We start from the raw sequence: 24,198 nt of genomic DNA on the forward strand, positions 1-24,198 counted from the left end.
AGCGCTTGGCGCAAAACCTGTGGATCGATACCACTGGCAATGCCAACACGCCGAAGCGCTGGAACGGCAGCACCTGGGTCGCTGTCACCGACAAGGTGGCCACCGATGCCGCTGCAGCTGCTGCCAATGCCCTGTCGGTCGCCCAAAGCAAAGCTGATGCTTCGGTGGTACAGAACCTGAGCACCAAGGTCAGCGATAACGAGGGCAAGCTGACCACGCAAGGCCAGTCGATCACGGGGCTGCAGAACAGCCTGAGCACCACCAATGGCAACGTTACGACGGCGCAGCAAGCGGCTCAGGCGGCGGCGACGGCGGCCGGCGCCAAGGGGGAGGTGATCTACGGTTCGGCCGCACCGGCCACTGACAAGCGCCTGGCGCAAAACTTGTGGATCGATACCACCGGCAATGCCAACACGCCCAAGCGCTGGAACGGCAGCACCTGGCTGGCCGTCACCGACAAGGTGGCCACGGATGCGGCCACGGCCGCCGCCAGTGCGCTGAGCCAGGTGGCGACCAAGGCCGAGGCGTCGGCCGTGAACTCGCTGACCAACCGTGTCAGTAACGCCGAAGGTACGCTCAGCAGCAACAGCAGCGATATCACCCAGCTGAAAAACAGCATCGGCACGGCGCAGCCCTTCGTGGCGGGCAAGTCCTGGGAGTTCATCGGTTCAACCCTTGGATGGGTTGGCACCATCAGCGGTTCGACGTTCACCGCCGGCCCGCTGTTCGCCACGGCGGGCAAATGCCCGAACCTGCAGTGCAACTTCACCCCGGCGATTGCCGGCGCCGAGAACCCTTACCTGCGTATCCGGCTGCGTCGACGCAACACCACTCGTTCGGGCGCCCAGATGTATTGGGCGAACGAGGACGGCGGCCTGGCCGAGGCCCGCCGGATGGCGTGGACCATCAGCCTGACCACCAACGATTGGCAAGACATTGAGTTTGACCTGTCTGGCCACGCCGGCTGGAACGGGAAAAACATCATCGCCATTCGCCTGGACATGATGAGCTCGGTGGACGCGTCCGGCGAAATTGACATCGCCTACATCGCGGTGGGACGCCGCTCGGCGGCCGCTTCGGCGCAGGCGGTGGCCAGCCTGGAGAGCAACGTTACCCAGCAGGGTGACAAGCTCACCGCCGAGGGGAAGCGAATCGACGGGTTGTACACCGCCGTAGGCGATGCGAACGCGGCGATTCAGAACGAAGCCAAAGCCCGGGCTGATGGGGATGGGGCGTTAAGCCAGCAGATTCAAACCACGCAGTCGTCTTTGGGCGCTACCAATGCTTCGGTGCAGCAGATCAGTACGGCGCAAACCGGATTGAATAATCGGGTCAACGCTCAGTACTCGGTCAAGGTGGCAGTTACCCAAAACGGAGTGTATGCCCTTGGCGGGATTGGGATCGGCATCCAGAACCAGAGTGGTGTGCTGCAGTCGGTAGTGGCCGTTCTGGCGGACCAATTCGCGGTAATCAACGCCGCTGGCAATGGTTACGTCAGTCCGTTCGCGATTCAAGGCGGCCAGGTGTTCATGAATGATGCCTTCATCCGCGATGGCAGCATCATCAACGCCAAGATCCAAGATGCCGCTATCAGCAACGCCAAGATCGCCAACGGCGCTATTACGTCGGCAAAAATCGGGGTGGCCGAAATTGACACGCTGCGCATCCGTGGCAACGCCGTCACGGTTCCGGTTTCTGCTAGCAGCCCCGGGAATGTGCTCGGAGCCGGTGTAGGTCAGTGGCAAAACCTGATCGCTGTCGGCGTGCAAATGGATGAAGCAGGGTTCATCACTGCGCAATACAGCTGCTACCAAGGGTTTGGCAGTGGTATCCGTAAGTACCAATTCCAGATGGATATCAACGGCCTGGTTATCGCTCAAGGTGGCGGCGACTGGGCGGATGGTTTTCCTAACCTGATGGGATCGATCGGCGTGGCCCCGGGTTACTTCGTCATCACTGTGAAGTGGTGGGGAGAGAACTCGGGGGTTGGCGTTCAGAACCACAACCTCTTTGCAATGGGGACGAAGCGATGAGCAGCATTGGGCACTATGCAGCCTATGAGACTGACGGCCGGATTGTGTTTGCCGTCAGCTGCCCGCCCGAACACGGGAAGAATATCATCAGGCTCAACACCGACCGGCCCTTCGTCCAGGTGCCCACACCAGCACGGCCGGCCGACCACTTCGTGCTTGGCCAGATGCTCAAGGAGCGCCCCCAGATGGGGGCGGCTCTCCAAGGGAACTGGTTAAAGGGCGTGCATGAAGGGGCTGCCGTCAATATCGAGAGCGAAACCTACACCGCTGACGGAAGTGATATCGAGCTGGGATTCTCGGCGCCAGGCACGTACCACATCACGGTCACCCTTTGGCCATACCGCGATCAGGAGTTCACCGTTGAAAATTCAGCATAAGTGCGACCACACCAAGCGCCGGGCGGCCGAGTATCCGCCGGTGGAGGAACAACTGGACATGCTGTGGCATGCCATGAACGAAGGGCATATGCCCAAGGCAGAGCCGTTTTTCTCGACCCTGCAGCAGATCAAGCAGCAATACCCCAAGGCTTGAACCCAAGCCAACTACCCAATGCCCGCCATCGAGCGGGCTTCTTTTTGCCTGGAGATTGACCCATGACTTTCATCGCCATCAACGCAACCAACCTGTACGACGCCGCCAACCTGATTCCTTACGCCACCCCGGAGCTGGCCGACGCCCGCGCCCGGGAAATCCTGCAGCAGTTCCCGGCCGCCCAGGTGCTGGTGGCCAAGGTGCTGAACGAGTACCGTGCGACCGTTACCGTAACGGTGCAGGAACCTGCAGAGGCTGCCATCGAGCCAGAAGCCCCGCCTGCAGAGTAACGGTCAGGGTCGCGAAAGGCCTCTACCGGGGCCTTTTCACAATCTTTGCCGGTATTGTTCGTGAGCCGGTGATTTTCTGAACTCGGCCGTTATAGTCAGTTACGGCCAGGCACGTTGCTTGGCCGGGGCTTCGCGTCCCTGATCGGAATTATACTGTTCATATATACAGCCTTTAGCTAGACGGCTAATATTAGCTGGGCGGCTAATCTATCCGCTTGCCAAGGTACAGAGGGAAGCCCCAATGGCAGCAGCACACGAACATCAGACCACCAGCAATGCAGCGAAGCGCCCGTTTATCGGGAATCCGCTGGTGTACGACAACCCCAACGATACGGTGGCTGCGTTGCGCGCCTACCTTGCCGACATGGCCGAGAGTGAGGCAGTAGACGACGGACGGCCACGCGGTCGCTACCTGCGCATCATGGTTGCGCTAGGGGCGGTGGACAGTCTGCAGGTGGAAAAACTTCATCACAGATAGTGGAAAGCTGACGAACGCATGGTATGCTTTCGGCATCCGGCCAGAACGCCGGGAAAGGATTCTAGAAAAAACAAGGCTTTAGAAAAAAGAAAACCCCGGGTCGCCAAACCCAGGGTTCTCGGAGATCGGCTCAGCAAAGCTCAGCGACTCGCACAAGTCAGAGTTTAGCGGCCGCTCCCCTTCTAAGCAAGCCATTGCTGATGGGATAGCTGTTAGATGACTGACTGTCTGCCCGAGATTGGGCAGGTCGCGCCTATGTGGGGGCGTAGACCGTACGCACACCCAGGCGCCAACCTGGGCACCGGCAACCGCTGCGGACACAACCCGGAGCAGTTCGCCACAGACCGCCTGGCCTTACCTAAGGTCAAGGGCGGACACCTGCCGTCTGTCCTCAAGAAAGCTATCAAGCGTTCCTCAGACTTCTTCGCTGACCCTGACGTTGTTTCGCGTCTGGGCTACCACAAGAACAAGCGCAACAAGGATGGATCGCTGCGCCAGGTGCGTAGCGAGAACCGCGAGGCCGTTGTTCTGGTGCTGCATGCCATCCTGTCTGCCATCGATCTTGCCTCGCTGCGTGTGGGCTACTACCGGCCAGACGGCACGTTCCGTAACTACACCTGCGACGAGCTGGCGGCCCGCGTCAGCATGACCACCATCGAGAAGCACCCCGAAGACCCCGCCAATCCGCGCCAGGTTGCCAGCTCCCGCTGGTGGCGTGCTTTGGCCTGGCTCAAGGACGCCGCCGGCATCAAGGTTTTCGAGCAATACGAAGACAAGGACGATGGCAGCAAGCGCGCCCGCGCTGCGATCAAGACGATGGACGAAAAGTTCTTGATGCTGCTGGCCCGTTTTCCAGTCAAGGCCATGAAGAAGGCCCGCGAAAAGGCCTACCAGCGCCTTTTGGCCTACCTCGGCCGAGCGCCGAAGTACAACATCCAGACGGTGCAGGAGCGTGAACGCCTGAACCGCGAGCTTGACCACACCCCCACGACGGCAAGCCGTCGCAAGAACCAGGCGCCGTCGTGTCGGGATGCCACCAGCCCTATGCCGCTGCACTCCACCGACGCTCTTGTGAAGGCCTACACGAAATATGTTGAGGAGTTCACTCAACACATTATCGAGGCCGAGGGCCGCCACCCAGGCCCGCGCCTAGGCCAGCTGTTTGCCGAATACGGCGGCCTCAGTCGCGAAGAGTTCGAGCTACAACAGCTCCGAACGTAACCCCCTCCTACAACCCTCCCCGAAGCGTCGGGCGCCTTACCCTGGGCGCTCGATTAAGCTACCCTGTAACACCCCACCTACCCCCTCCAAATTGCCTGAAAACGGCCCTCTTACCCCTACAAACCACCTTCGATTTTGAAGTTATCCACAGGGCGGGCAGCCCAAGCAGAACCCCCGCATATTAGGTAGCACCAAGTAGGAATTAAGTAGTGAATGTTCTTTTCCTGACGGACCTAGAAGCATGGGCAAGCCCTACGGGCCTGCCCTATTAATGCCTCGGCTACGCCGAGTTCGCTTTTTAGAATCGCTGCCGTACCGGCAGCAACTATGCCTCGGCTACGCCGAGAAGCGGTTTATAAGAGCACCCAATACCCATAGCACCGCATCAGGCCTGTGAGGCCCCATTCGTGAGGCTAAAGCCACTTTCCTCCTGCATGGCGCCTTCCAGTCCCTACGGGCCGCTACAAGGCCATTCACGACGCGACAGCAGCGCTACGGCCCTTCGCTCCTTCACGCGCCGGCCTACGGCCTGGTAGGTCGCGCTACGCGCTCCGGGTGAACAGTGAGGGGGGGGGGCCTCGCTCCTTTGTCGACCTGAGAGCACTGCAGCGCCTGGCGAGCTGTGCAAATACTCGGGTGCGTAGGGACTTGGCTGAACACATCTGACACAAAAAGATATCCTTGAGATTGACTTAAAGTATTAAATGGATATCCTTTATGTATCCATTTCATTCTTCAAGGATGCGCAAGATGGGAATTACACTCGTCGGACACACCAAAGGCGGCATTGGCAAGAGCACCACCACGGTTCAGCTGGCCGCCGGCCGAGCGCGCCAGGGTAAGTCGGTGCTGGTGGTAAACGGCGACCGTCAGAAGTCGCTAACCAATGCCATTGAGCGGCGCGCAGCAGCAGGAATCACCCCGGGCCTCACTATGGTTGCTTATCCCGATGGTGACGAGTTGCGCGCCGAGGTGCTGCGGCTGCGCGATCAATATGACGACATCATCATTGATGCGGGTGGCCGCGACAGTACTGCCTTGCGCCATGCCATGATGATTGCTGATCTGATGCTTGTGCCGATGGAGCCGGGAGACTTTGAGCTTGACGCGTTGTTCGATGAACTTATCCCGCTTATCAACTCTATCCAGGCGGATCGAGGCGACAACCCGTTGCCGGTCTACTCGTTCTTGAATAAGGCTGAGCCCCGGAAGCTTTCCGCCGACAACTTGTACGCGCAGAAAATTTTGGAAGGCTTGGAAGAGCTGCGCTATCTGCCGAGGACCGTGGTTAGGCGAAAACCTATCTCGTTTGCATCCGCCCGAGGATTATCGGTGCGCGAGGTACCAGTGCGAGATAGAGACCCTAAAGCGATCAAAGAAATAGATGCCTTACTTGATGCAATTTTCTGATGTTCTTTAGATACCCTTGCGGTATCCTAAGAGTATCTATTAGATATTGGAAGAATGCCCCATGGCCAGCTTAATTGAACGAGCAAGACCGGCCGCCGCTGATCCGGCTGCTGAGCGCATAGCGGCGAAAGTAGCAGCTGATGCCCCCGACAGCGGCAAGCGCAAAAACGTGCGCGGGAAGCGTGAAATGTTTTCGGTCGGCCTGGAGCCTGAGCTTTTAGCCGAGGTCGACGCGTTCCGTGCACGCCATGGCTTGTCCCGGCCTGCGCTGATCAAGATTGCCCTGCGGCGCCTGATGGATGCAGGCCTGTAATCAACACTGTACACCTAAGCCCGCCCGATAATCGGAGCGGGCTTTTTAATATCTAAAGAGTTCTACAAAGATACCAAAAGGATATCCAAAGGGTATTTTAACGGTATTCGAGTTGCTGTATAGTTTTGGGTATGCCCTTGGACTATGCGAGAGCTTTCACATGATTCATCCGAACGACCCCGGCACCATGGAAATGCGTTTGGCGCCGGCCGCCATGAGCGGCGGCGACCGCCAAAAAAACCTGCGCCGCAAGCGTAAAGAGCTGGGCATTAAGCCGGTACATGTATCGCCTGCTGAGCGGGACGTGCTGGCCCAGGCGCTGCGCGTGTTTGAGCTTGCAAGCGCCTCACCGCTGCCGGCGGGCGTTGAGCTGCCGGCGCTGGTGGCGCGTCTGGACCCGCAGCCTGGCTTGGCAGACGTGCGCCTATCGCTGGCGGTGTTTGAAGGTCAACACAAAGACGAGCTGGCCAAGGCTCGGCGCGAGGCGGCCGCGCTCAAGCGTCGGTTAGAGCGTGCGCAAGCCGCCGATGTGGAGCGTAACGCCGAGGTCGAGCGCCTGCGGGATGTGGTTCGCGAGTTGCAGCAGATCGCGGCCGAGCTGGGCGCGCCAATCCAGGTGCCGCGCAGCCCGGTGGTGGTCAGCTACGGTGCCGGCACCAATAGCACGGCGGTGCTTATCGAAATGGCCAGGCGCGGCGAGCAGGTCGATTTGATCACCTTTGCCGACACCGGCGGCGAGCGGCCGGAAACCTACGCCTACCTAGCGCTGTTCAGTGATTGGCTGGTCGCCAATGGCATGCCGGCCATCACCATCGTTAAGAAGGGCGGTCGGGCGGAAACCTTGGAGGAAAACTGCCTGCGCATGAACATGCTGCCGAGTGTGGCTTATGGCTTCAAAACCTGCTCGCAGAAGTACAAGGGCGAACCGCAAGATGCCTTTACCAATAAGTGGCAGCCGGCGGTGGACGCATGGGCGGCCGGGCTCAAGGTGATCAAGTGCATCGGCTATGATGCCGATGAGCCGCAGCGCGCCAAGTTCACCGAGGACAAAAAGTATAAGTGGCGGTATCCGTTGCTGGAGTGGGACATGGGCCGCGACGAGTGTATCGAAGTGATCCGCGCCGCCGGCCTGCCGCTGCCGGGCAAGAGTTCGTGTTTCTTCTGCCCAAACAGCAAGAACGATGAAATTCTGGCGTTGCCGGATGACCTCAAGGCCCGCGCCATTGCCTTGGAGCGCAATGCAGACCTGACCACCTTGGCCGGCCTCGGCCGGCGCTGGCGGTGGGAGGATTTGATTGCCAGCGACCGCGACCAGATCCCGATGTTTGAAGTACCGGCGGAAATGCCTTGTGGCTGTTACGACGGCTGACCCTGCGTCGATCTGCCGTTACTGTAACGCTTACTCGAAAGGACCGCCCACGATGACCAACCACCACCCCGGCGCCGCCGCGCCGGAAACCGCCGACGAGCTGGCCGCACTGCGCCGGGATGCCGAGCGTTACCGCTGGCTGCGCGAGCGTGCGCTGCGCCTGCAGGGCAGTGACGTGTGGTGGCAGGGTGGTTACCTCGACATGCGGGTCGACACCGGCCTGGGTCATGTCCAGGGCGACTACACCGTTGAGCCCGAGCCGCGCCGCGTTACCCGTAACGCACCCAAGCTAACTAAAGGAAAGGAACCCCGCTCATGAGCTTCGATAGCCAATACCTCAGTTATAAGCAGCTGGTGCAATACCGCCGCGCCGTGAGCCCCGAGCCGGCGCGCCGCCACCGCACCACCGTGTACCGTGCGGCCCAGCGCCTGATCGCCCAGGTGGAAGGTAGCAGCGCCGGCATCTGGTGGACACCCGAGCAGATTGCCGCCTGGCACCCGCAGGACTTCGATGCGCTGTGCGAGCGGGTCGGCGCGGCCGGTGTGCAGGGCCTGGATAAGTTCGGTGAGCTGAATTTCAGCTGCGACTCCTGAACCCCCACCCGCTGACAGCGGACCACACCCCACGCAAGGAGCTGAACGGATGACCGTTAAAGAGTTGATCAAGCAGCTGCGCAAGCTGAATCCCGAGGCGGCGGTGGTGATGCAGGACCACGATCAGGGCGAAGACGAAAGCAACGGCACGGTCTTGTTTGTCGAGGAAAGCGACAGCGAGGTGCTGCGCGATAAGTTCGGCGGTGCGGTGGTCACCATCAGGTGATGGCCAGGCGATGGCGCACATGTCCATAATTTGACGATATGTTAAATCGGCCCCCACCTTTCCTAATGAGGTGGGGGCCTTTTTTTGTGCCTGGCATTCCCACTTTGATATAAAATGGGCGTCCAGAAACACACAAAGTGGTTTTAGAGCGATTCCGCCATTACGCCGAAAAGGAGTTTCACCGCATGAGCCGCCTGCCCGTTCCCCAGCACAGCCCCGACGCCGAGCACCGTTTTTTCATCTACGACCCCAACAACGCCGAGTTCTACTACTTCGCCACGGCCGCCGAGCGCGACCAGTACAGCGATGTGGTGGTGCACCATTACCTTGACGACAGCTGGGACGAAACCGTTGAGCAGGTGGTGGCCGGGGAAATCTCCCACGCCGTCGAGCAGATCGACCGGCAGGACCGACCCGACGACAGCGAGCTGGACGAAAACCACTGCGATGCCGAAGGCACCTACTGGAGCCCGGAGTGGAGCCATATCTGCAACTATGCGCTGTTGCCGGTCGAGCCCGTGGCCACCGGGGACGCCGTGCAGCAGCTGGTGGCGGTGCGCACCCTGTCGGCGGCCGTGAAGCTGTACAAGGCCGTGCTGAGCGCGCACGTCGACCAGTTCGCCGCCGGCACCCTCGACGGTGACGCCTACCGGGTGCTGCGCGAGCAGTGGGAAACCGCGCTGCTGCAGACCACTAGGGGGCTGTCACGTGACCCGGTGGCCCCGGCCGAGCAGGTGGCGGCATGAAAGCGCGGCCAATCCTGTTCAATGGCGCGATGGTGCGGGCCATTCTGGCAGACAACAAGACTGTCACCCGCCGGGCGATCAAGCATCAGCCGGATGTGCCCGTGACCGACGCGATTGCCCGGCGCGAGTGCCCGCACGGCCCGGCCACGGCCAATTGGTACTGGCGGCCGAAGCATGGCCACCTCAACGGCATGCCCAGCCACGGCTGGGATTTCCAGTGCCCGTATGGCCAGGTCGGTGACCGCCTGTGGGTGCGCGAGACGTTCATGGACCTGTTAGGCACGGGGGTGGAGCATCGGCCCGACCCCAGCGGCCCGCTGCAGCGATACGCCTACGCCACCGAATGCCCGCCGGGCTCGTATGCGGACGAGGCGCGCAAGGATATGGGTTTGAAGTGGAAGCCGAGCATTCACATGCCGCGCGCCGCCTGCCGCCTTGAGCTGGAAATCGTCGCCGTGCGGGTCGAGCGCCTGCAGGTCATCAGCCGTGCGGACATTCGCGCCGAAGGCCTGGTGTGCCCCCCTGAGCTGGCCAGCGACGACGTGTCGCCCAACTACCGCGACTGGTACCCGGCGGCGTTCCGGGAGTTGTGGGAGTCCACCGGCGGCGACTGGGTGGGCAATCCCTGGGTGTGGGTGGTGGAGTTTCGCCGCGTGCTGCCCGAGGCCATGGCGGCCACGGTGGCGGCATGAGCGAGACGGTGGTGCGCTGATGGCCTGCTACACGATCTACGACAAGGACCGAAACCCGGTTGGTCATCTGTGCGGCCAGCTGGGTGACCACTGCGCCGAGTGCAACGACCTCGGCGTCAACCTGTGCGACTACCCGGTGGGCGATGGTAAGACCTGTGACCGGCCGCTGTGCAATCACCACGCCCTGCTGGTGGCCCCCGAGCTGCACTACTGCACCGCGCACGCGGCCCAGTGGCAAGCATTTCGCGATGCCGGCGGTGTGAAGCAGGTGCTGGAGAATGTCATTCCCTTCAAGGAGAAACCCAAGCGATGAACCAGCCAAAGACAGCGACGATTGCACAGATACGCGAGATGCTGGCCCGAGGCGAAACGGTCAGCCTGCGGCGCCGCTACGTCGCGCAGGTGCTCGATGGCTTGGGGGCTGATCCGGTCGGTACCCAGCAGTACCTGGTCAAGCCGCGACCTGGTGGCATGACTGATATTGTTCTGGAGCGCAGCCAATGACCCCGGCACAGGTCCGCACGCTGCAGCAGCTGGAGCACCAAGGGTTTCGCAAGCTGGCCGAAGGCCGGGAAATCGTCCGCGTTACGCGTAACGGCGATAATCGGGTGATCATGCGTGACGGCACGCAAAAGCGCGGCCATCATGTCGACTTCGCCCAGGTCGGGCAGGGTGCAAGGCAAAGGGGTTAGGTTTGACGCGTTCGGCGTACTATGAAAAGGAGCTTGGCCTGCTGGTCGAGACGCAAGCAGCGCGTGAGTTCCTGGTGCAGCGTGCCGAGGACAGTACCGAGGATCGCCCGCGCTGGGTGCTGTTGGTACGCCGTGGCACCAAGTTGATACCGATCCGCTCCAAGCGTGAGAACCCGCGCACCTGGGCCAGTCTCGACACCCTGCAGCGCTTCACCGAGTCAGTGGGGATTCCACAATTCACTGTCGAATCGCGGTAGTGACCGGTCACAAGGAGGTTTTTCCCATGAGCGAGCGTTACCGTAACACTGGCGACCTGCTGCCCGGCCTGGTGCTGCCAGCAGGCTGGGCCGACCAGTTCCGCAAGCTGCTGGCCCGCATCGAGAACGCAGATACGCCGGTCAATTGCATGCTCGCCCAGGAGCGTGCCGAAGGGGTTGTCGAAGGCTTGGAGCTAGCCAAGGCGCGTGATGCTCACACCCTGGAGCGGTTGTACCTGCTGATCGCCGGTGCCGCCTCGGTGCGCCTGCAGCAGCTTGGGGAAACCATGTGAAGCATGAATGGCCATCTTTTAAGTACTAAAAGGGTATTCTTTTGATATTCACTAAATACCCCTTATTTCGTACGGCGGGTTTCTCCAAGCATTATGCGGCGAGTACGATCCGGCCTGCACCCGCGCTACTGGTAGCAATCTGAGCACTGATGTGGTGATGGGCGGGGGCTGTAGGGCGGCCGTTGCGGCCATTGCTGCTGGCTGCGCGGGTGAGGCGTGCCAAGGTTTCCGGTACGCGTGAGCGCATTGGGCTGCGGTTCCGATTGCTACTGTGATCATTGGCCAATGCGCAGCATGTTGCCAGGACCATGCATAGGGCTCGGGGCAGCAATACACCCAAGACAAAGCCACGAGCAACCATATGCCCGGGTGTCTTAGCGCCAAGTTTTTCGCGAATTTCCAGTTCAGCCAGGCGCAGGCTGGTAGCGTCGAGCTGGGTGGCCTTGAGAATGGCCGCCTGGTTATTACCGTTCGCCATTGCGGCCAGAATGTCGCGTTGCAGCGGTGTGAGGTTCTGCCCCGGGACGGCAATCACATCATCAGTGTTCAGGTGGTGCATGACGCTTCTTCCTTGAGAGCGATGGTTTACGACTGGACTGGAAGGCTGCCGACCGCCAAGGCCATCTGATCAGAATCCTGGCAGGCCTTCGTGGCCACCAAGTCAATGCGTTGCAGGGTTTGTTCGAGGTCGCCACCACCATCTGCGGCTTGGCGGGCGAAGGCCTGGATCATTGCCAGTACAGCGCCCTGATGGTGCAGGAAGGTGGCAACGATAGCGCGGTTCTTCTCGCAAAAAGATGGCGCAACGCCATTGCCTGACGTGGCCAGCAGGCTAGGGGAGGCGGGAGGCTGAGACAGCGACAACTGGGTCATACGTAAACCTATATCCGTGGTGTATGTTTTCCACTTTTAGTGGAAAAGTGAGGCAGATTTAAGCCCCTTCTTTGAGGGGCTTGATGCAATTATCGCCGTTTTGTGGTCAGCACCACACGGCCAATGATCTGATATTTTTGCAGATCGTCCGCGCTTAGCTTCTGGTCAGGGTATTTGCCCTGATCATCCGAAGCTATCGAATACGTGTTATCGATTTCAGGTCGTATCCAGCGCACCCACACCCGCCCGTTGACCAGCAGGGCGAACATATCGCGTTCGTCACCCACTTCGCGGCGGCTCATATCGAGCAGCAGTGGGTCGCCCTTGCTTGCCGTCAGGTGCATGCTGTCATCTGGCATGCGGATGACCATTAGGTCAGCAGGAGATACGCCCAGTTCGGCCAAGAAGGGCTCACGTACAGCCAGGCAATCATCGGCCAGCGAGCTGTCCAGTAGTAGGCCGGGCGCGCTCGGGGAGGCCATGGGATACACGTAATCTTTGGCGTGGTCGTCAGAGTCCAGGCCGGCCAGGTAACTCGCTGGGCGGTTGTAGATACGAGCCAGCGCCGTGAACGCTTCAAGACGCGGCGAGCGCTCGCCCAGCTCCCACATATTCATGCCGGTGGTCCCTACCGGGCTACCCTCGGGCGTGGCTTTCAGTTCGCGCACCGCTTCTTCCAGGGTCCAGCCCCGGTCTTCCCTGCACTTGCGCAAGCGCTGTCCGATTAACCTGGTCAGGTCGGTCATTGCTAGGTACTTCTCCGTTCAGAATCCCCGCATTTTAGCGGTAAATAGCTTACGTATACACTAATAGTGGAAATTTTTAAGTTTTCCTTGCGCGTGTCTTTAACAGCAGCCAATATTTCCACTATCTGTGATTTACAGGTCACTAATTGTGAAATTCAACGACTGGGTTATCGAGCAAGGCGGTGTCGCCGCAGCCGCTGAGAAGCTGGGCGAGAAGCATTCGGCTGTGCGCAGCTGGTTTTACGCTGAGCGTCCGCCGAAGCTGCAGGCTGCCATCAAGATCATTGAAGCATCTGAGGGGCGCTTGGACTTCAACGGTATCTATGGGCCGATTGCTGTCCGTCTGCATGGCTTCAAGGGGGCGAGTGAATGAGCTGGGCACGCCTGCCTGCTGGCCTGTCCAGCGATCCGGCGGTGCTGCAGATCGAGCGCACCTTTGGCCTGGCCGGCTATGCCCGCCTGGTCAAGATGCTGGAAATGGTCGCCACCCTGCGCGATCCCTACGCCGGGCGCATGTGCAACGGTCGTTCTGTGTGGCTGGACGTACTGCAGGCGCAGGACAGCGAGCTGGATGCGTTCCTACAGTGCCTGGCCGGCGTCGGCCTGATTGAGCCGCCCGCTCTGACTGCGAATCCGCTGGTGGTGCAGTTCTGCCGGGTGGAGCGATTCCTGCCCGATCCAGCGCCGGCGCTGCCGACCGACCCGCAGCAGTGGGCGTTCTGGCTACAAACCGAACTGAACATGCCTCGCCAGATGGTCGATGACCCCCACGCCATTGCCCTGTTCCGTCGCTGGATCGCGTCCAACGTGACCGTAACGGAAATGCACGAAGCGGTGACCCAGGCGGTTGCCGCCAAAGACAAGTTGACCCCGGCCGAGCTGCACAAGCACGTCCATGCCGTGCGCACCCAGCGCCTGAGCAAAGCCCGTACCTGACCCATTTGCCCGCTTGCCGGTGCTGCCGGCTGCCGTTTTAAAGGAAAGCACTACCCATGATCATCATTGGCCTGGCCGGCGGTAAGCCGTGTGACCGTCACGAAATCGCCCAACGCCTGGTGCGTTTTGGCAACAAGCACCTGCAGGAGTGGCAGGGGTCGGAATCGCTCAAGGAGGCACCCCGTGTGCGTGACCTGTCGGTTGCCTTGGCCGAGGCCAACCGCAACCGCGCCTTGGGCGGCCTAATCGTCAGCAACGTTATGACCGAGGGAGAGGCCGAAGAAATCCGGCGCTTTGGTGGGGTCATGTGGCACGTCATGGGCAAGCCATCTGAGTCGGTGCGCATGGGCCTGAATGACCCCAAGGTCACCAGCATGCAGGGTGGCTGTCGGCACTTCCGTGACGCCCTGGAGCAGTTCTCCGAACACCTGCTGCAGATCGCGGCGGCACACTGATGTTCAGCCTTCGTGACTCAGATATCGACGCGCTGCTGCAGTCGTGGTCGTTCTGGTGCGAGGGCTATACGGGCTTGCTGGGCGGCGGTACCAGCATGCTGGCCAAGTTGATCGATGGCAAAGGGCAAATCCTGTTTGGCGGCAGCGGCGGTTCAAGCGCGCCGTGTGACTCGGTTGAGGCGCGTATCGAAGCTGTGGTGATGCGTATGGCAGCAAAGTCACCCGACCGGGCCGATGTGCTCCGTATGGAGTACTCCGCCGGCTGGTGGGGTGTCTGCGAGCGTCGCCAGATCAAGGGCTATGACCCGCGTGGCACCGACCAGTTGAAGCGCTCGCAGGCCATGGTCATCAGCCTGCGCACCTACAAGCGGCGCCTGTCCGAGGCCCGCGAAGAAATTAAAACCGAACTGAGAAAATTCTATGAACGTTGACCTGATCGGGCGCCTGTATGCCTTTGTGATCACCCTGGCCGATCACTACGACGCGCCGGGGCCAAGCCCCACCAAGACTGCGCAGCACTACCAGCTGGCCGAGCGTGCCCGACAGCTGCGCGCCGAGGTGCTGACCCAAGGCTTTACCGGAATTGCCAATGTCACCAATAGCGCGGATTCCCCCGCTGTGACCCTCTCTCGCGGCACTGTTTGACCTCCCGTCGACCATCCCTAGTCGTTATGCCCGCCATGGGTAGGGGATTGGTCCATCTGCAACCCGGCCGGGCGTAGTGCATGCCTGGCCCTGGAGCCAGGCTTATGAGCAAAACCCAACACATTAAATTCAGCGAGGCCGAAATAAAGCGCCTCGCTGGCCTGCCCGAGGTGCGCCAGGTGCGCGACCCTCGCTACCCACCCCTCATGCTGCGCTTCGGCCGTGACCGTAACAGAGCGTCATGGCTACTGGTGCGGCATGGCGGCGGGAAGAGCCAATCCAAGAAAATCGCCAACTGGCCCGACCTGCCCGTTAAAGCCGCCATCGAGCTGATGCCAGCCAAGCTGGCCGAACTGACCGCCGACCCCTCGGCCATGATCGGTGCGGCCGGCTGGGTGCGCGTGGGCGACCTGTTGACCTGGTTCAATGAGCGTGCCGCCGTAGACCGTGGCCTGTCCAAGAGCCGCCGCGACAACATCCGTTCGCTGATCACCTGCCAGCTGCTGCCGCGCCTGAGTTCATTGAACCTGGTGGACGTTGACGGGGAGTCAGTAGACGAGCGGCTTATCTGGCCCATGCAGGAGGTGCGCAGCCTTGCTTACACCCGGCAAGCCTTCGCCTTGCTCAAACTGGCCTTCAAGCGCGCCAAGAAGCTCAAGAAACTGACCCTTAACCCACTGGGTGACGTGGTGTTCAGTGACTTCACCGACGTGCGGATCAGGCCCAAGCCGTGTGCCATCCGTCCGCAGCAGCTGCCGGAAATCCTCAGTAAAGCCGCCATGCTGTGGGTGCAGGACATTCAAGCCGCCATGCTGGTGGTACTGATGCTGTGCCACGGCACGCGAATCCATGAAACCACCCTGGCCAAGTGGCGTGACTTCGACCTGGTGGAAGGTGGGGAATGGTTCCTGCCGGCCGAGCAGACTAAAACCAAGGCCGACCATCGCCTGCCGCTGACCGCCCATACCTTGTCGATCCTCAAGGCCTACCGCCACTGGCAGCGCCTGGCGGGGTACACCGGCGTCTACCTGTTCCCGCGTGGCGATGGCGACCCCCTGAGCGACCGCCAAGCCCAAGACAAGGTGGAGTTGTTCGGTGGGGAATGGAGTGCCCACGACCTGCGCAAGATCGCCCGGACCCTGTGGGCTGACCTTGGCGTGGATTACCTGATCGGTGAGTTGCTGCTGAACCACGCCCTGCGCGACCTCGACGCGGCCTACATCCACACCCACGCCCAAGCCCTCAAACGCACCGCCCTGGAACGCTGGCACCAGTACCTGGCCGAACGCGGCCTCTCTTTTTTTGCCATCGAGACATCACCGGGACAGGCCGCAACCGGCACCGACCCGCAAGCCAACAACTACGCGCCCTTGAGCGGCGTTTGAACATCCATCACTAGGGAGAATGTTAGGACATGAAAGCAGAGGCCAGTACCATGTTGAAGCTGGGTCCGGCGGCCGACTGGATGGGTAGCCCACCAGTCAGTCAGGCCCCGGCCTTCGCTCACTATGTCTTGAATGAGGTTTGCCGGGAGTCGGTTCGGGAATGGATCGAGGCAAGCCCCATGTCGGACCTGAGCTATCGGAACCTCCGCTGGGTGTTAGCTGTAGTGGCGTGCTCTGAGGTTGTAAGGCCGCGCCGCCTTACCTGGTGGGAGCGCATCACCGGGAGACTCAAGCCATGAACGATTGCGATGTAAAAATCATCGGCATCGATCCGGGCGAGCCAGGCGGCGACAAGTGCGTGCTGTCCGCTCTTGTGCTGGTTTGTCCGTTCTGCGGTGGTCCGCCATGCCCGATCGTGGGCAAGGCCGATCATCCCTACGGCGCAGCGCCTAAGCAGGACGACTACGGCGACGATGGGCTAACCGTGCGGGCCTATGTTTTCTGCCACAGCTGCGGGGCTGAGGGGCCGGATTGTGAGGCCGAGCTGTACACCCGTGACGACTACCTAAACGCCAAGCTGCAGGCCATCACCTACTGGAACAAGCGCGGCACCCACCCCGAGTTGGAGGGCCGCCAGTGGCAAGCAATCTAGCCGTTACGGGTAACGCCAAGGTAAAGCCGGCCACCAAGCGGCAGCAGAAGCGGCGGGCCAAGCTAAAGGAAAACAAGGTCAAAGAGCTGACCTTTGAAACCACTGAGGCCACGTTTGCAGAGCTGCAGGCCTCAATGGCCACTCGGGCAGGCCTTGGTGAGCCATACACTGTCACTGAGTACATGAACGCCCTGGTGCGCGAGGATGCCGCGAGGCTCAAGGGGCAGATTGCCGATGCCCAGCAGTACCCGTGCCGGCAGTGCGGCAAGACGCTGCCCGAGGGCTGCAAAGGGGCATTCAAGGGTGAGCTGGCCTGCCTGCATACCCCGGCGAGTTGGAAGCTACTTATCCCAACGCGGGAGCTGTGACGGGTAACGCTTCAAGGGGGCGTTCAGCTCACCCGCAGCTTGCTCGCTTTTGGTTGGCACTTTTCTGTACCTTTTCCCCTATCGTGGCGTGTTTGCGTTCACGGCCCTGACAATTGCTGAGGGCGACTGTCATGAAGTAGTTCACTTGCAACTCAATTCCCTCATGTGGTGTGCCTTTCGATCCCTCGGATACCAGATGGCACAGGGCTGCATGCCACATGTTGTACGAACCCCTATGACCATGCCGGCAACGCTGATCGAGCCGTCATGAGCAGGGAAGCCCGCCGCCAACCCACGAAGTCGAAACCTGCAATCAGCAAGCGGGGAGTAGAACCTAGAAGCTGTACATAGACATCGCAGATGAAATGCCCCGGCCTGTCGCCAGTAGCGAGTCCGGGTAACCCTTTACTAAAGCCCTGGTAGCCATGCTGCCGGGGCTTTTTGCTTTCTGGAGTGTGCGCGATGGATCGAATCAGACGGGCGAAGCTCGCAATGGCTGGCCTGCTGGTTTTGGCCCTCATCGCATGTCGCCGGGCGAAGGCCGAGACAGTAGAGAGGGCGCTGATGGTGCCGCCGATGGCGTATTCCGGAGCCACCTTGTTTGGCGTGCCCGTCACCAGCGTGACCCAGTGGGTAATGCTGCTTTACGGCCTTTCGCTGTTTGCCTGGCACATCAAAACCAAGTGGTTCGGCAAATGAAGCTGCCACGCGGCCTGGTGCTGCCCTTGGCGGCCGGCTTCATGCCGGTGCTGCTGGCCCTGGTGATGTTCTTTGAGGGCTGCAGGCTGACCGCCTACCAAGATCAAGCCGGCGTGTGGACCATCTGCTATGGCCACACTGCCGGCGTTAAACGTGGTGATGTGGCCACCCGTTCGCAGTGCGTAGCGTGGTTGCAGGAGGATCTACAGCAGGCCATCAAGGCAGTAGATCGAAAGCTAAAGGTTGATGTGGGTTGGCTCTGCCGAGTCGCCCACGTTGATTTCGTCGTTCAGTACGGCGAAACGAAGTACGGCAAATCTACCTTGCTAGGCCGGTTCAATGCCGGCGACCGCTTCGGCGCACCCAACGAGTTCCTGCGCTGGGCCTACGTCGACGGCAAGGACTGCCGCCTGGCTGAGTCCAAGTGCGGCGGCATCATGACCCGGCAGCAGGTGCGCCGGGAACTGTGCATGGTGGGCACACCATGAAGATTCGTCAGTACCGCGTGCGCTTCGCAGATGGGCGCACCTCTACCGTCCTCGACATGGAGGGCGAGCCACCCGAAACCCTTATCCCCGGCCTGGTTGCGATGTTCGCGGCCGGCTATGTCCTTGAGGTGATCCCTGTATGAATGTGCCCACATCCCAGGTCGTGCTGGGCGTCCTGGCCTTGGCCGCTGTTGGCTATCTGAACTATCAGCGCATCGAGAACAACGCCCAGGCGGCAACCATCGCCCAGCTGGAGAAGGCCGCCGAGATTAGCCGGACGACCATCAGCAGTCAGGCCAATGCGCTCGCTGGCATCAAGCAGCTGCAGTTGCAGGTGGATGCACTCAACACCAGCAGCCTGGCTGCCTTCCAATCCATCGGCGCCGGTACCGCCGGCTTGGCCACCGAACTGCAGGAGCTGAAACGCAATGACCAAAGCATCGCTGACTATCTGCGCGGCACTGTCCCTGTTGCTGTCGGGGTGCGCTGGCAGCGCAGTGCTTCCACCGACCCCGACACCTACCGACAAGCCAGCGGCGCAATGCCAGCTAACGCCGTGCCTACTCCCCGAGCGCGGGCCGATCCGGGTCAATGAAGACTGGGACACAGCCCTTGGTGCTGCCGAGGATGCGTTGCTCAAGTGCGGCACGCAGGTGGCCACCTGTATCAAGGTGCAGGAGGCTTCCCGTGCCGCCGGCCGCTAAGCGTGGCTGCCGAGCGCCGATGTGCCCGGCCCTGACCAGTGAGCGGCACGGCTACTGCGCCCAGCATGAAAAGCTGGCCAGCGGCTGGAATGCACCAGGGCGCGGCACCCGCGAGCAGCGCGGCTACGACAGCAACTGGCGGCGCGTGCGCGCCAAGGTTCTCAAGCGTGACGGCTACCGCTGCCGTTGCGACGACTGCAAGCGCCTTGGCCGTGTCCTTCCGGCCGGCGAGGTTGACCACCGGATACCGAAGTTTGAAGGCGGCACCGATGACCCCAGCAACCTCTACGCGATCAACCACGACTGCCACAAGCGCAAGACCCAAGCCGAAGCGCAGCGAGCGCGGGCAGTTCAGTGAGCTGCAGGCCAAGGCGCTGCGCCTGCGGCGTTATGCGGTGTCGATCAACGCTCACCCCAGGCTGATTGCCTTGGGTGATTACCAGTTTGATAAAGCTTTGTTTTTTCGTGCAAAGGCACCGAAAAACGGGCGGTGTTCTGGATATTTCGCGGCCCTCGCTGAATTAAACAGGGCCTTGGAAACATATTCGTTCGCCGGTGCACCTCGGCCGATGACGCTGCCGAACCTCGCCCCGCTGCTGCGAAAAAAAGTTCGGAAAATCGTCGAAAATCGGTTGACAGCCGCGAAATGACGTGATTTTGACGCGAAAAGGGGGAGGGGAGGGTCAAATCTCTAGGGCCTTCACGCTCCGACCCCGTGCGCCCAGTCGTTTTCTTACACCCGCGAAATTAAAAGTTTTGTAACTGGGTAGGAGGTGCCCGTTATGGCCAGAGGCCGCCCCCCGAAACCCACGGCGCTCAAGGTGATCCAGGGCAACCCTGGCAAGCGCGCCCTGAACAAGAACGCCCCGACCCCCGATGCGCTGGCCAAGGTGCCGGACCCGCCCGGCTGGTTCGGGCCGGTTGCTTCAAGCATCTGGCGGCAGGTCGCGCCCTGGCTGGTCCAGTCGAAGATCCTGACCGACACCGACCTGCACAACCTTGAGGTGTTCGCCATGGCCTACCAGCGTTGGCGGGAAGCTCAGGAGGACATCACCAAGAACGGCATCGTGGTGATGGGCGCCAAGCAGGAAATCAAGAACCCCGCGTGCACCGTGGCCAACGAGTCGGCGCGGCAAATCAGCACGTTCGGCGCCGCCCTGGGGCTGGACCCGGCCGCCCGTGCCCGGCTCAAGCCCGGCGAAGAAGAAGACGAAGAAAACGAATTCCTCACCCTGCTGCAGGGAGGAAAAAAGGGCAGGTAAAACATGGCTGGTTACCCGAACGTCAACGCGGCGAACAAGTACGCCCGTGATGTTGTCGGGGGCCGGATCCCGGCTTGCAAGTGGGTGCGCTTCGCCTGCAAGCGGCATCTAGATGACCTGGTGAAGTCGAAGAAGCGCACCGGCAAGTGGCGGTTCGACAAGGACGAAGCGGAGAAGGTGTGCCGCTTCGCCCAGCTGATGCCGCATGCCAAAGGCAAGTGGGCGGCCAAGGCCGAACTGATCGTGCTAGAGCCTTGGCAGAAGTTCATCCTTTGCAGCATCTTCGGCTGGCTGAGCAAGAAGACCGGCCAACGGCGCTTTCGTGAGGTCTACTGCGAGGTGCCGCGCAAGAACGGCAAGAGTGTTCTGGCGGCAGTGATCGGCCTGTACATGTGGTGCGCTGACGGCGAGTTTGGCGCCGAAGTGTACTGCGGTGCGACCACCGAGAAGCAGGCCATGGAGGTGTTCCGGCCGGCCAAGCAGATGCTGACCCGGACCAAGAAGCTGGTGAAGGCCATCGGCGCCGAGATCATGGCGCGCAACCTGTCCATTCCCCGGGACGAAAGCCGCTTCGAGCCAGTGATTGGCGACCCCGGCGACGGCAGCTCGCCCAGCTGCGCCGTGGTGGACGAGTACCACGAACACCCCACGCCGGCCTTGTACGAAACCATGATGACCGGCATGGGCGCCCGTGACCAACCCTTGATGTTCGCCATCACGACGGCGGGCTTCAACCTGGCCGGGCCGTGCTACATCCACCGCAGCCAGGTCTGCGACATGCTCAACGCGGCCGCCGGCATCGGTGACCAGCACAACGAAGAGCAGTTCGGCATCATCTACACGATCGATGACGACGACGACTGGGAAAGCCCGACCGCGCTGCGCAAGGCCAACCCCAACTTTGGCGTGTCGGTCAGCGAAGAATACCTGCTGCGCGCCCAGGCCAACGCCCGGCGTTACCCGTCACGGCAGAACGCATTCAAAACCAAGCACCTCAACATCTGGGTGTCGGCGGCGCATGCGTGGCTGAACATGTCGGACTGGGCCGCCTGTGGCGACACCTCGCTCAACATCGAGGACTTTTACGGCAAGCCGTGCTGGATGGGCGTCGACCTGGCCAGCAAGTCGGACATTACCGCCGTGGCCCTGGTGTTCCGCGACAAGGTGGAATCGCCCGAAGGCAGCGGCAAATACAAGGATCGTTGGACGGTGTTCTGCCGTTCCTACCTGCCCGAGGGCGCGGTCGAGCGGGCATCGCACAACCAGAAAGCCTATGAAGGCTGGGTGCATGACGGCGCGCTGCTGACCACGGACGGTGACGAAACCGACTTCGATGTGGTGCGCGATGACATCCACGACCTGGCCGAGCTGTTCGACGTCAAGGAACTGGTCTACGACAAATGGCGCGCCACCCAGCTGGCTCACCAGTTGCTCAAGGACGGGGCCAACGCGGTCGAGTTCGGCGGCGGCTACCACATCATGAACATGCCCATGCGCGAGGTCGAAGCGGCTTTGCTGTCTGGGCGTTTCCGTCACGACGGTGACCCTGTGCTGACCTGGATGGCCGGCAACATCGTCACCCGTGAGCACAAGGGCTGCCTGGTGCCGATGAAGGCTGACGAAGGCAAGACCAACATGCGGAAGATCGACGGCATGATTGCCATTCTGATGGCCATGTCGCGGGCACTGCTGGCCGACGCGCCGCAGGAAGACACCGTCTCCGAACACCTCGAAAAACACGGTATACGGACCCTTTAATCATGACCTTGAAGAACCTACGGGAGGCCTTGCGGGCCTGCCGCGAACGCGTGCGCCTGCGCGCTGCCGGGCTGGCCCGGGCCGTTGCGCCCTGGCTGGCCGACGCCGTGGGCTGGGTAGGCCTCGGCCTGCTCGGGCAGGGACTGCGCTTGCAGTACGGTGACCCGGTGGCCCTGATGGTGGTGGGCGGGGTGCTGATGGTGGTGTCGTTCCTGGCTGCGCTGCGGGGTGGTGGCTGATGTTCCATCAACTGAGTCGCAAGAGTGCCGGCGCGATTGCTACATCGGCCGCGCTGGCCGAGGCGCTGGGCAGCTACGGCGGCACCTACGCCGGTCAGCGCGTGTCGACGCGGCGCGCCATGCAGCTGGCCACCGTGTTCAGCTGCGTGCGGGTGCTGGCCGAGTCGGTCGGCATGCTGCCGTGCAAGCTGTACAAGCAGAACGGCCGGGAGCGCATCGGCGTTACGGGTAACAAGCTCAGCACGATCCTGCAGGTGGCCCCCAACGGCTACATGACTGCGCAGGAATTCTGGGAGCTGCTGGTGGTGTGCTTGGCCCTGCGTGGCAACTTCTACGCGTACAAGGTCGAGGCCTTGGGCAAGCTGCAGGAGCTGCTGCCCATGGACCCCGGCGCCGTCCGGCCGCGCATGAAGGACGATTGGGAGCTGGTCTACGACGTCACCTGGCGCGACGGCAAAACCGAAACGCTGGGTCAGGACAAGATCTGGCATGTGCGCCTGTTCACCCTGGACGGCTTCACCGGCCTGAACCCGGTGGCCTACGCCCGTCAGGCCATCGCCCTGGGGCTGTCGACCGAGGAACACGGCGCCAAGCTGTTCGAGAACGGCGCTGTAACCAGTGGCGTGCTGAGTACCGATCAAGCGCTCAGCGATGCCGCCTTTGGCCGCCTCAAGCAGCAGTTCAACGATGAGCATGGCGGTGGCCTGACCAACGCGCACAAGCCCATGGTGCTGGAAATGGGCCTGACCTGGAAGCCGGTCAGCCTCAACCTGGAAGACAGCCAGTTCCTCGAAACCCGCAAGTACCAGCGTTCGGAGATTTGCGGCCTGTTCCGCATTCCGCCGCACATGGTGGGCGACCTCGAAAAAGCGACGTTCTCCAACATCGAGCACCAAGGCGCGGACTTTCTGAACAACGCCCTGGTGCCGATCCTCACCCGCATTGAAGCGCGGGTGCGGGTCGGCCTGATGACCGACAAGGAACGCGAAACCCATTTTGCCAAGTTCAACACGGCGGCGCTGCTGCGCGGCGACCTCAAGTCGCGCCTGGAGGCCTACGGCATCGGCATCAACTGGGGGATGTGGTCGCCCAACGATTGCTTGGCCAAGGAAGACGAGAACCCCCGGCCGGGCGGCGATGTGTACCTGACCCCGATGAACATGACCACCAAGCCAGAGGGCAGCAACAGTGCTTAAGAAAATGCATGTCCCCTTCAAGCTCAAATCGCTTTCCGAGGCGGGCGAATTTGAGGGGTATGGCTCCGTGTTCGGGGTCAAGGACCACGGCTCTGACATCGTCATGCCCGGCGCCTTCACCAAGTCGCTGGCCGGCTGGCAGGCCAAGGGCAAGCTGCCGCCGGTGCTGTGGCAGCACGACACCCACGAGCCCATTGGCCCGCACCTCGACATGAAAGAGGACGAAACCGGCCTGTTCGTCAAAGGCCGCCTGCTGATCGAGGACGACCCGGTGGCCCGCCGGGCGTATGCGCACATGAAGGCGGGCAGCGTGAACGGCCTGTCGATCGGCTATTCGCTCAATGACTGGGAGTGGGATAGCGCCAAGGGCGCTTACCTGCTCAAGGAAATTGAGCTGTGGGAAGTCTCGGTGGTGACCTTTGCCATGAACGAGCAGGCCTTTGTCACCGATGTGAAGTCGATGCTGGCCAAGGGTGAAGCCCCCACCGAAGAACAATTGGAGCACGCCCTGCGCTCCGTGGGCCTGTCGCCGGCACAGGCCAAGAGTTTCATGACCTCGGGCTACAGCGGCCTGCAGCAACCCGAACAGCGCGATTCCGTCGCGCTGAAATCCCTGCAACACCTCATTGAAAAACTGTCCCAGTAAG

General features: G+C 61.4%; 41 protein-coding genes. 38 read left to right on the plus strand and 3 right to left on the minus strand.

Annotation, left to right across the window (positions count from 1 at the left end; all coding sequences use genetic code 11):
• From QME24_RS20605 to QME24_RS20695, 19 genes are all read left to right on the plus strand, one after another.
• A partial coding sequence (locus QME24_RS20605) for a DUF1983 domain-containing protein (RefSeq protein WP_281690978.1) occupies positions 1 to 2,033 on the plus strand: 2,033 nt, incomplete at its 5' end.
• Positions 2,030 to 2,410, plus strand: coding sequence for a hypothetical protein (locus tag QME24_RS20610; protein ID WP_281690979.1), 381 nt, complete (start codon positions 2,030 to 2,032; stop codon positions 2,408 to 2,410). The genes QME24_RS20605 and QME24_RS20610, both read left to right, overlap by 4 nt.
• Entirely contained in the window at positions 2,394 to 2,564 is a 171-nt protein-coding gene (locus tag QME24_RS20615) for a hypothetical protein (protein WP_265958942.1), read from the plus strand. Before QME24_RS20610 ends, QME24_RS20615 begins: the two co-directional genes overlap by 17 nt.
• Positions 2,565 to 2,626: 62 nt before the next feature.
• Entirely contained in the window at positions 2,627 to 2,854 is a 228-nt protein-coding gene (locus QME24_RS20620; RefSeq protein WP_281690980.1) for a hypothetical protein, read from the plus strand.
• A 241-nt stretch (positions 2,855 to 3,095) separates the two neighbouring features.
• Complete coding sequence (locus QME24_RS20625) at positions 3,096 to 3,332, plus strand: hypothetical protein (protein ID WP_281690981.1); 237 nt, start codon at positions 3,096 to 3,098, stop codon at positions 3,330 to 3,332.
• A 216-nt stretch (positions 3,333 to 3,548) separates the two neighbouring features.
• Complete coding sequence (locus tag QME24_RS20630; RefSeq protein WP_281690982.1) at positions 3,549 to 4,553, plus strand: hypothetical protein; 1,005 nt, start codon at positions 3,549 to 3,551, stop codon at positions 4,551 to 4,553.
• A 750-nt stretch (positions 4,554 to 5,303) separates the two neighbouring features.
• Positions 5,304 to 5,963, plus strand: a complete 660-nt coding sequence (locus tag QME24_RS20635; RefSeq protein WP_281690983.1) for an AAA family ATPase — start codon at positions 5,304 to 5,306, stop codon at positions 5,961 to 5,963.
• Between the two features lie 61 nt (positions 5,964 to 6,024).
• The gene (locus QME24_RS20640) at positions 6,025 to 6,276 is read left to right on the plus strand and encodes a ribbon-helix-helix protein, CopG family (protein ID WP_281690984.1); all 252 of its coding nucleotides are present in this window, start codon (positions 6,025 to 6,027) and stop codon (positions 6,274 to 6,276) included.
• Positions 6,277 to 6,436: 160 nt separating this feature from the next.
• The gene (locus tag QME24_RS20645) at positions 6,437 to 7,645 is read left to right on the plus strand and encodes a hypothetical protein (RefSeq protein WP_281690985.1); all 1,209 of its coding nucleotides are present in this window, start codon (positions 6,437 to 6,439) and stop codon (positions 7,643 to 7,645) included.
• A 52-nt stretch (positions 7,646 to 7,697) separates the two neighbouring features.
• Complete coding sequence (locus QME24_RS20650; protein ID WP_281690986.1) at positions 7,698 to 7,964, plus strand: hypothetical protein; 267 nt, start codon at positions 7,698 to 7,700, stop codon at positions 7,962 to 7,964.
• The gene (locus QME24_RS20655) at positions 7,961 to 8,239 is read left to right on the plus strand and encodes a hypothetical protein (protein WP_281690987.1); all 279 of its coding nucleotides are present in this window, start codon (positions 7,961 to 7,963) and stop codon (positions 8,237 to 8,239) included. Before QME24_RS20650 ends, QME24_RS20655 begins: the two co-directional genes overlap by 4 nt.
• Positions 8,240 to 8,288: 49 nt before the next feature.
• A complete protein-coding gene (locus QME24_RS20660; RefSeq protein WP_281690988.1) occupies positions 8,289 to 8,465 on the plus strand; it encodes a hypothetical protein in 177 nt (58 codons plus the stop codon).
• A gap of 185 nt (positions 8,466 to 8,650) precedes the next feature.
• Positions 8,651 to 9,211 carry a hypothetical protein gene (locus tag QME24_RS20665; protein WP_281690989.1) on the plus strand — a complete coding sequence of 187 codons (561 nt, stop codon included), beginning with the start codon at positions 8,651 to 8,653 and terminating at the stop codon, positions 9,209 to 9,211.
• Positions 9,208 to 9,903 (plus strand): hypothetical protein, encoded by a 696-nt coding sequence (locus QME24_RS20670; protein WP_281690990.1) that lies wholly within the window; start codon positions 9,208 to 9,210, stop codon positions 9,901 to 9,903. The genes QME24_RS20665 and QME24_RS20670 overlap by 4 nt, the downstream gene beginning before the upstream one ends.
• Positions 9,904 to 9,922: 19 nt before the next feature.
• On the plus strand, positions 9,923 to 10,216 hold the full coding sequence (locus tag QME24_RS20675; RefSeq protein WP_281690991.1) for a hypothetical protein: 294 nt from the start codon (positions 9,923 to 9,925) through the stop codon (positions 10,214 to 10,216).
• Positions 10,213 to 10,407, plus strand: a complete 195-nt coding sequence (locus QME24_RS20680) for a hypothetical protein (RefSeq protein ID WP_281690992.1) — start codon at positions 10,213 to 10,215, stop codon at positions 10,405 to 10,407. Before QME24_RS20675 ends, QME24_RS20680 begins: the two co-directional genes overlap by 4 nt.
• Entirely contained in the window at positions 10,404 to 10,595 is a 192-nt protein-coding gene (locus QME24_RS20685) for a hypothetical protein (RefSeq protein WP_281690993.1), read from the plus strand. Before QME24_RS20680 ends, QME24_RS20685 begins: the two co-directional genes overlap by 4 nt.
• 2 nt (positions 10,596 to 10,597) lie before the next feature.
• Positions 10,598 to 10,852, plus strand: coding sequence for a hypothetical protein (locus QME24_RS20690; protein WP_281690994.1), 255 nt, complete (start codon positions 10,598 to 10,600; stop codon positions 10,850 to 10,852).
• A gap of 26 nt (positions 10,853 to 10,878) precedes the next feature.
• The gene (locus tag QME24_RS20695; RefSeq protein WP_281690995.1) at positions 10,879 to 11,145 is read left to right on the plus strand and encodes a hypothetical protein; all 267 of its coding nucleotides are present in this window, start codon (positions 10,879 to 10,881) and stop codon (positions 11,143 to 11,145) included.
• A 91-nt stretch (positions 11,146 to 11,236) separates the two neighbouring features.
• On the opposite strand, the gene QME24_RS20700 is transcribed toward QME24_RS20695, so the two are convergent.
• The 3 genes from QME24_RS20700 to QME24_RS20710 form a co-directional block, all read right to left on the minus strand.
• Positions 11,237 to 11,704: a hypothetical protein gene (locus QME24_RS20700; RefSeq protein ID WP_281690996.1), complete on the minus strand. Its 468-nt coding sequence runs from the start codon at positions 11,702 to 11,704 to the stop codon at positions 11,237 to 11,239.
• Between the two features lie 26 nt (positions 11,705 to 11,730).
• Positions 11,731 to 12,018: a hypothetical protein gene (locus tag QME24_RS20705; protein WP_281690997.1), complete on the minus strand. Its 288-nt coding sequence runs from the start codon at positions 12,016 to 12,018 to the stop codon at positions 11,731 to 11,733.
• 89 nt (positions 12,019 to 12,107) lie between these two features.
• Positions 12,108 to 12,764 (minus strand): S24 family peptidase, encoded by a 657-nt coding sequence (locus QME24_RS20710; protein ID WP_281690998.1) that lies wholly within the window; start codon positions 12,762 to 12,764, stop codon positions 12,108 to 12,110.
• 148 nt (positions 12,765 to 12,912) lie between these two features.
• Between QME24_RS20710 and QME24_RS20715 the strand changes: the two genes are divergently transcribed.
• The 19 genes from QME24_RS20715 (at position 12,913) to QME24_RS20805 (ending at position 24,197) form a co-directional block, all read left to right on the plus strand.
• The gene (locus tag QME24_RS20715) at positions 12,913 to 13,137 is read left to right on the plus strand and encodes a hypothetical protein (protein WP_281690999.1); all 225 of its coding nucleotides are present in this window, start codon (positions 12,913 to 12,915) and stop codon (positions 13,135 to 13,137) included.
• Positions 13,134 to 13,700: a hypothetical protein gene (locus tag QME24_RS20720; RefSeq protein ID WP_281691000.1), complete on the plus strand. Its 567-nt coding sequence runs from the start codon at positions 13,134 to 13,136 to the stop codon at positions 13,698 to 13,700. Before QME24_RS20715 ends, QME24_RS20720 begins: the two co-directional genes overlap by 4 nt.
• A 56-nt stretch (positions 13,701 to 13,756) precedes the next feature.
• Positions 13,757 to 14,155 carry a hypothetical protein gene (locus QME24_RS20725; protein ID WP_281691001.1) on the plus strand — a complete coding sequence of 133 codons (399 nt, stop codon included), beginning with the start codon at positions 13,757 to 13,759 and terminating at the stop codon, positions 14,153 to 14,155.
• Positions 14,155 to 14,586 (plus strand): hypothetical protein, encoded by a 432-nt coding sequence (locus tag QME24_RS20730; RefSeq protein WP_281691002.1) that lies wholly within the window; start codon positions 14,155 to 14,157, stop codon positions 14,584 to 14,586. The genes QME24_RS20725 and QME24_RS20730 overlap by 1 nt, the downstream gene beginning before the upstream one ends.
• Positions 14,576 to 14,800 carry a hypothetical protein gene (locus QME24_RS20735; RefSeq protein ID WP_281691003.1) on the plus strand — a complete coding sequence of 75 codons (225 nt, stop codon included), beginning with the start codon at positions 14,576 to 14,578 and terminating at the stop codon, positions 14,798 to 14,800. Before QME24_RS20730 ends, QME24_RS20735 begins: the two co-directional genes overlap by 11 nt.
• Positions 14,801 to 14,904: 104 nt before the next feature.
• Positions 14,905 to 16,185 carry a site-specific integrase gene (locus tag QME24_RS20740; RefSeq protein ID WP_281691004.1) on the plus strand — a complete coding sequence of 427 codons (1,281 nt, stop codon included), beginning with the start codon at positions 14,905 to 14,907 and terminating at the stop codon, positions 16,183 to 16,185.
• 295 nt (positions 16,186 to 16,480) lie between these two features.
• A complete protein-coding gene (locus tag QME24_RS20745; RefSeq protein WP_281691005.1) occupies positions 16,481 to 16,837 on the plus strand; it encodes a Lar family restriction alleviation protein in 357 nt (118 codons plus the stop codon).
• A complete protein-coding gene (locus QME24_RS20750; protein WP_281691006.1) occupies positions 16,822 to 17,205 on the plus strand; it encodes a hypothetical protein in 384 nt (127 codons plus the stop codon). The genes QME24_RS20745 and QME24_RS20750 overlap by 16 nt, the downstream gene beginning before the upstream one ends.
• A 462-nt stretch (positions 17,206 to 17,667) precedes the next feature.
• On the plus strand, positions 17,668 to 17,904 hold the full coding sequence (locus tag QME24_RS20755; RefSeq protein WP_244734931.1) for a hypothetical protein: 237 nt from the start codon (positions 17,668 to 17,670) through the stop codon (positions 17,902 to 17,904).
• Positions 17,901 to 18,392: a lysozyme gene (locus QME24_RS20760; protein WP_244734932.1), complete on the plus strand. Its 492-nt coding sequence runs from the start codon at positions 17,901 to 17,903 to the stop codon at positions 18,390 to 18,392. Before QME24_RS20755 ends, QME24_RS20760 begins: the two co-directional genes overlap by 4 nt.
• Complete coding sequence (locus tag QME24_RS20765; RefSeq protein WP_244734933.1) at positions 18,389 to 18,535, plus strand: hypothetical protein; 147 nt, start codon at positions 18,389 to 18,391, stop codon at positions 18,533 to 18,535. Before QME24_RS20760 ends, QME24_RS20765 begins: the two co-directional genes overlap by 4 nt.
• Complete coding sequence (locus tag QME24_RS20770; protein ID WP_281691007.1) at positions 18,532 to 18,987, plus strand: hypothetical protein; 456 nt, start codon at positions 18,532 to 18,534, stop codon at positions 18,985 to 18,987. Before QME24_RS20765 ends, QME24_RS20770 begins: the two co-directional genes overlap by 4 nt.
• Before the next feature lie 92 nt (positions 18,988 to 19,079).
• On the plus strand, positions 19,080 to 19,454 hold the full coding sequence (locus tag QME24_RS20775) for an HNH endonuclease (protein WP_281691008.1): 375 nt from the start codon (positions 19,080 to 19,082) through the stop codon (positions 19,452 to 19,454).
• The gene (locus tag QME24_RS20780) at positions 19,366 to 19,746 is read left to right on the plus strand and encodes a hypothetical protein (RefSeq protein ID WP_281691009.1); all 381 of its coding nucleotides are present in this window, start codon (positions 19,366 to 19,368) and stop codon (positions 19,744 to 19,746) included. The genes QME24_RS20775 and QME24_RS20780 overlap by 89 nt, the downstream gene beginning before the upstream one ends.
• 132 nt (positions 19,747 to 19,878) lie before the next feature.
• Entirely contained in the window at positions 19,879 to 20,358 is a 480-nt protein-coding gene (locus tag QME24_RS20785; RefSeq protein WP_281691010.1) for a phage terminase small subunit P27 family, read from the plus strand.
• A gap of 3 nt (positions 20,359 to 20,361) precedes the next feature.
• Positions 20,362 to 22,116, plus strand: a complete 1,755-nt coding sequence (locus tag QME24_RS20790; RefSeq protein ID WP_281691011.1) for a terminase TerL endonuclease subunit — start codon at positions 20,362 to 20,364, stop codon at positions 22,114 to 22,116.
• 2 nt (positions 22,117 to 22,118) lie between these two features.
• Positions 22,119 to 22,355 carry a hypothetical protein gene (locus tag QME24_RS20795; protein ID WP_281691012.1) on the plus strand — a complete coding sequence of 79 codons (237 nt, stop codon included), beginning with the start codon at positions 22,119 to 22,121 and terminating at the stop codon, positions 22,353 to 22,355.
• Complete coding sequence (locus QME24_RS20800; protein ID WP_281691013.1) at positions 22,355 to 23,551, plus strand: phage portal protein; 1,197 nt, start codon at positions 22,355 to 22,357, stop codon at positions 23,549 to 23,551. Before QME24_RS20795 ends, QME24_RS20800 begins: the two co-directional genes overlap by 1 nt.
• Positions 23,552 to 23,555: 4 nt before the next feature.
• Positions 23,556 to 24,197 (plus strand): HK97 family phage prohead protease, encoded by a 642-nt coding sequence (locus QME24_RS20805; protein WP_281691014.1) that lies wholly within the window; start codon positions 23,556 to 23,558, stop codon positions 24,195 to 24,197.
• Position 24,198: the final 1 nt, after the last annotated feature.

Source organism: Pseudomonas sp. PARCl1 (assembly GCF_947311875.1).
In the GTDB taxonomy this organism is placed as follows: domain Bacteria; phylum Pseudomonadota; class Gammaproteobacteria; order Pseudomonadales; family Pseudomonadaceae; genus Aquipseudomonas; species Aquipseudomonas juntendi.

Bases quoted from the DNA above. Each gene is read 5' to 3' on its own strand.
- QME24_RS20785 (WP_281691010.1), top strand. From the start codon at position 19,879: ATGGCCAGAGGCCGCCCCCCGAAACCCACGGCGCTCAAGGTGATCCAG.
- QME24_RS20710 (WP_281690998.1), bottom strand. From the start codon at position 12,764: ATGACCGACCTGACCAGGTTAATCGGACAGCGCTTGCGCAAGTGCAGG.
- QME24_RS20720 (WP_281691000.1), top strand. From the start codon at position 13,134: ATGAGCTGGGCACGCCTGCCTGCTGGCCTGTCCAGCGATCCGGCGGTG.
- QME24_RS20695 (WP_281690995.1), top strand. From the start codon at position 10,879: ATGAGCGAGCGTTACCGTAACACTGGCGACCTGCTGCCCGGCCTGGTG.
- QME24_RS20760 (WP_244734932.1), top strand. From the start codon at position 17,901: ATGAAGCTGCCACGCGGCCTGGTGCTGCCCTTGGCGGCCGGCTTCATG.
- QME24_RS20645 (WP_281690985.1), top strand. From the start codon at position 6,437: ATGATTCATCCGAACGACCCCGGCACCATGGAAATGCGTTTGGCGCCG.
- QME24_RS20780 (WP_281691009.1), top strand. From the start codon at position 19,366: ATGACCCCAGCAACCTCTACGCGATCAACCACGACTGCCACAAGCGCA.
- QME24_RS20650 (WP_281690986.1), top strand. From the start codon at position 7,698: ATGACCAACCACCACCCCGGCGCCGCCGCGCCGGAAACCGCCGACGAG.
- QME24_RS20685 (WP_281690993.1), top strand. From the start codon at position 10,404: ATGACCCCGGCACAGGTCCGCACGCTGCAGCAGCTGGAGCACCAAGGG.
- QME24_RS20635 (WP_281690983.1), top strand. From the start codon at position 5,304: ATGGGAATTACACTCGTCGGACACACCAAAGGCGGCATTGGCAAGAGC.
- QME24_RS20655 (WP_281690987.1), top strand. From the start codon at position 7,961: ATGAGCTTCGATAGCCAATACCTCAGTTATAAGCAGCTGGTGCAATAC.
- QME24_RS20675 (WP_281690991.1), top strand. From the start codon at position 9,923: ATGGCCTGCTACACGATCTACGACAAGGACCGAAACCCGGTTGGTCAT.
- QME24_RS20625 (WP_281690981.1), top strand. From the start codon at position 3,096: ATGGCAGCAGCACACGAACATCAGACCACCAGCAATGCAGCGAAGCGC.
- QME24_RS20705 (WP_281690997.1), bottom strand. From the start codon at position 12,018: ATGACCCAGTTGTCGCTGTCTCAGCCTCCCGCCTCCCCTAGCCTGCTG.
- QME24_RS20805 (WP_281691014.1), top strand. From the start codon at position 23,556: ATGCATGTCCCCTTCAAGCTCAAATCGCTTTCCGAGGCGGGCGAATTT.
- QME24_RS20795 (WP_281691012.1), top strand. From the start codon at position 22,119: ATGACCTTGAAGAACCTACGGGAGGCCTTGCGGGCCTGCCGCGAACGC.
- QME24_RS20800 (WP_281691013.1), top strand. From the start codon at position 22,355: ATGTTCCATCAACTGAGTCGCAAGAGTGCCGGCGCGATTGCTACATCG.
- QME24_RS20745 (WP_281691005.1), top strand. From the start codon at position 16,481: ATGAACGATTGCGATGTAAAAATCATCGGCATCGATCCGGGCGAGCCA.
- QME24_RS20755 (WP_244734931.1), top strand. From the start codon at position 17,668: ATGGATCGAATCAGACGGGCGAAGCTCGCAATGGCTGGCCTGCTGGTT.
- QME24_RS20660 (WP_281690988.1), top strand. From the start codon at position 8,289: ATGACCGTTAAAGAGTTGATCAAGCAGCTGCGCAAGCTGAATCCCGAG.
- QME24_RS20665 (WP_281690989.1), top strand. From the start codon at position 8,651: ATGAGCCGCCTGCCCGTTCCCCAGCACAGCCCCGACGCCGAGCACCGT.
- QME24_RS20735 (WP_281691003.1), top strand. From the start codon at position 14,576: ATGAACGTTGACCTGATCGGGCGCCTGTATGCCTTTGTGATCACCCTG.
- QME24_RS20640 (WP_281690984.1), top strand. From the start codon at position 6,025: ATGGCCAGCTTAATTGAACGAGCAAGACCGGCCGCCGCTGATCCGGCT.
- QME24_RS20700 (WP_281690996.1), bottom strand. From the start codon at position 11,704: ATGCACCACCTGAACACTGATGATGTGATTGCCGTCCCGGGGCAGAAC.
- QME24_RS20630 (WP_281690982.1), top strand. From the start codon at position 3,549: ATGACTGACTGTCTGCCCGAGATTGGGCAGGTCGCGCCTATGTGGGGG.
- QME24_RS20610 (WP_281690979.1), top strand. From the start codon at position 2,030: ATGAGCAGCATTGGGCACTATGCAGCCTATGAGACTGACGGCCGGATT.
- QME24_RS20765 (WP_244734933.1), top strand. From the start codon at position 18,389: ATGAAGATTCGTCAGTACCGCGTGCGCTTCGCAGATGGGCGCACCTCT.
- QME24_RS20770 (WP_281691007.1), top strand. From the start codon at position 18,532: ATGAATGTGCCCACATCCCAGGTCGTGCTGGGCGTCCTGGCCTTGGCC.
- QME24_RS20740 (WP_281691004.1), top strand. From the start codon at position 14,905: ATGAGCAAAACCCAACACATTAAATTCAGCGAGGCCGAAATAAAGCGC.
- QME24_RS20620 (WP_281690980.1), top strand. From the start codon at position 2,627: ATGACTTTCATCGCCATCAACGCAACCAACCTGTACGACGCCGCCAAC.
- QME24_RS20670 (WP_281690990.1), top strand. From the start codon at position 9,208: ATGAAAGCGCGGCCAATCCTGTTCAATGGCGCGATGGTGCGGGCCATT.
- QME24_RS20730 (WP_281691002.1), top strand. From the start codon at position 14,155: ATGTTCAGCCTTCGTGACTCAGATATCGACGCGCTGCTGCAGTCGTGG.
- QME24_RS20725 (WP_281691001.1), top strand. From the start codon at position 13,757: ATGATCATCATTGGCCTGGCCGGCGGTAAGCCGTGTGACCGTCACGAA.
- QME24_RS20680 (WP_281690992.1), top strand. From the start codon at position 10,213: ATGAACCAGCCAAAGACAGCGACGATTGCACAGATACGCGAGATGCTG.
- QME24_RS20790 (WP_281691011.1), top strand. From the start codon at position 20,362: ATGGCTGGTTACCCGAACGTCAACGCGGCGAACAAGTACGCCCGTGAT.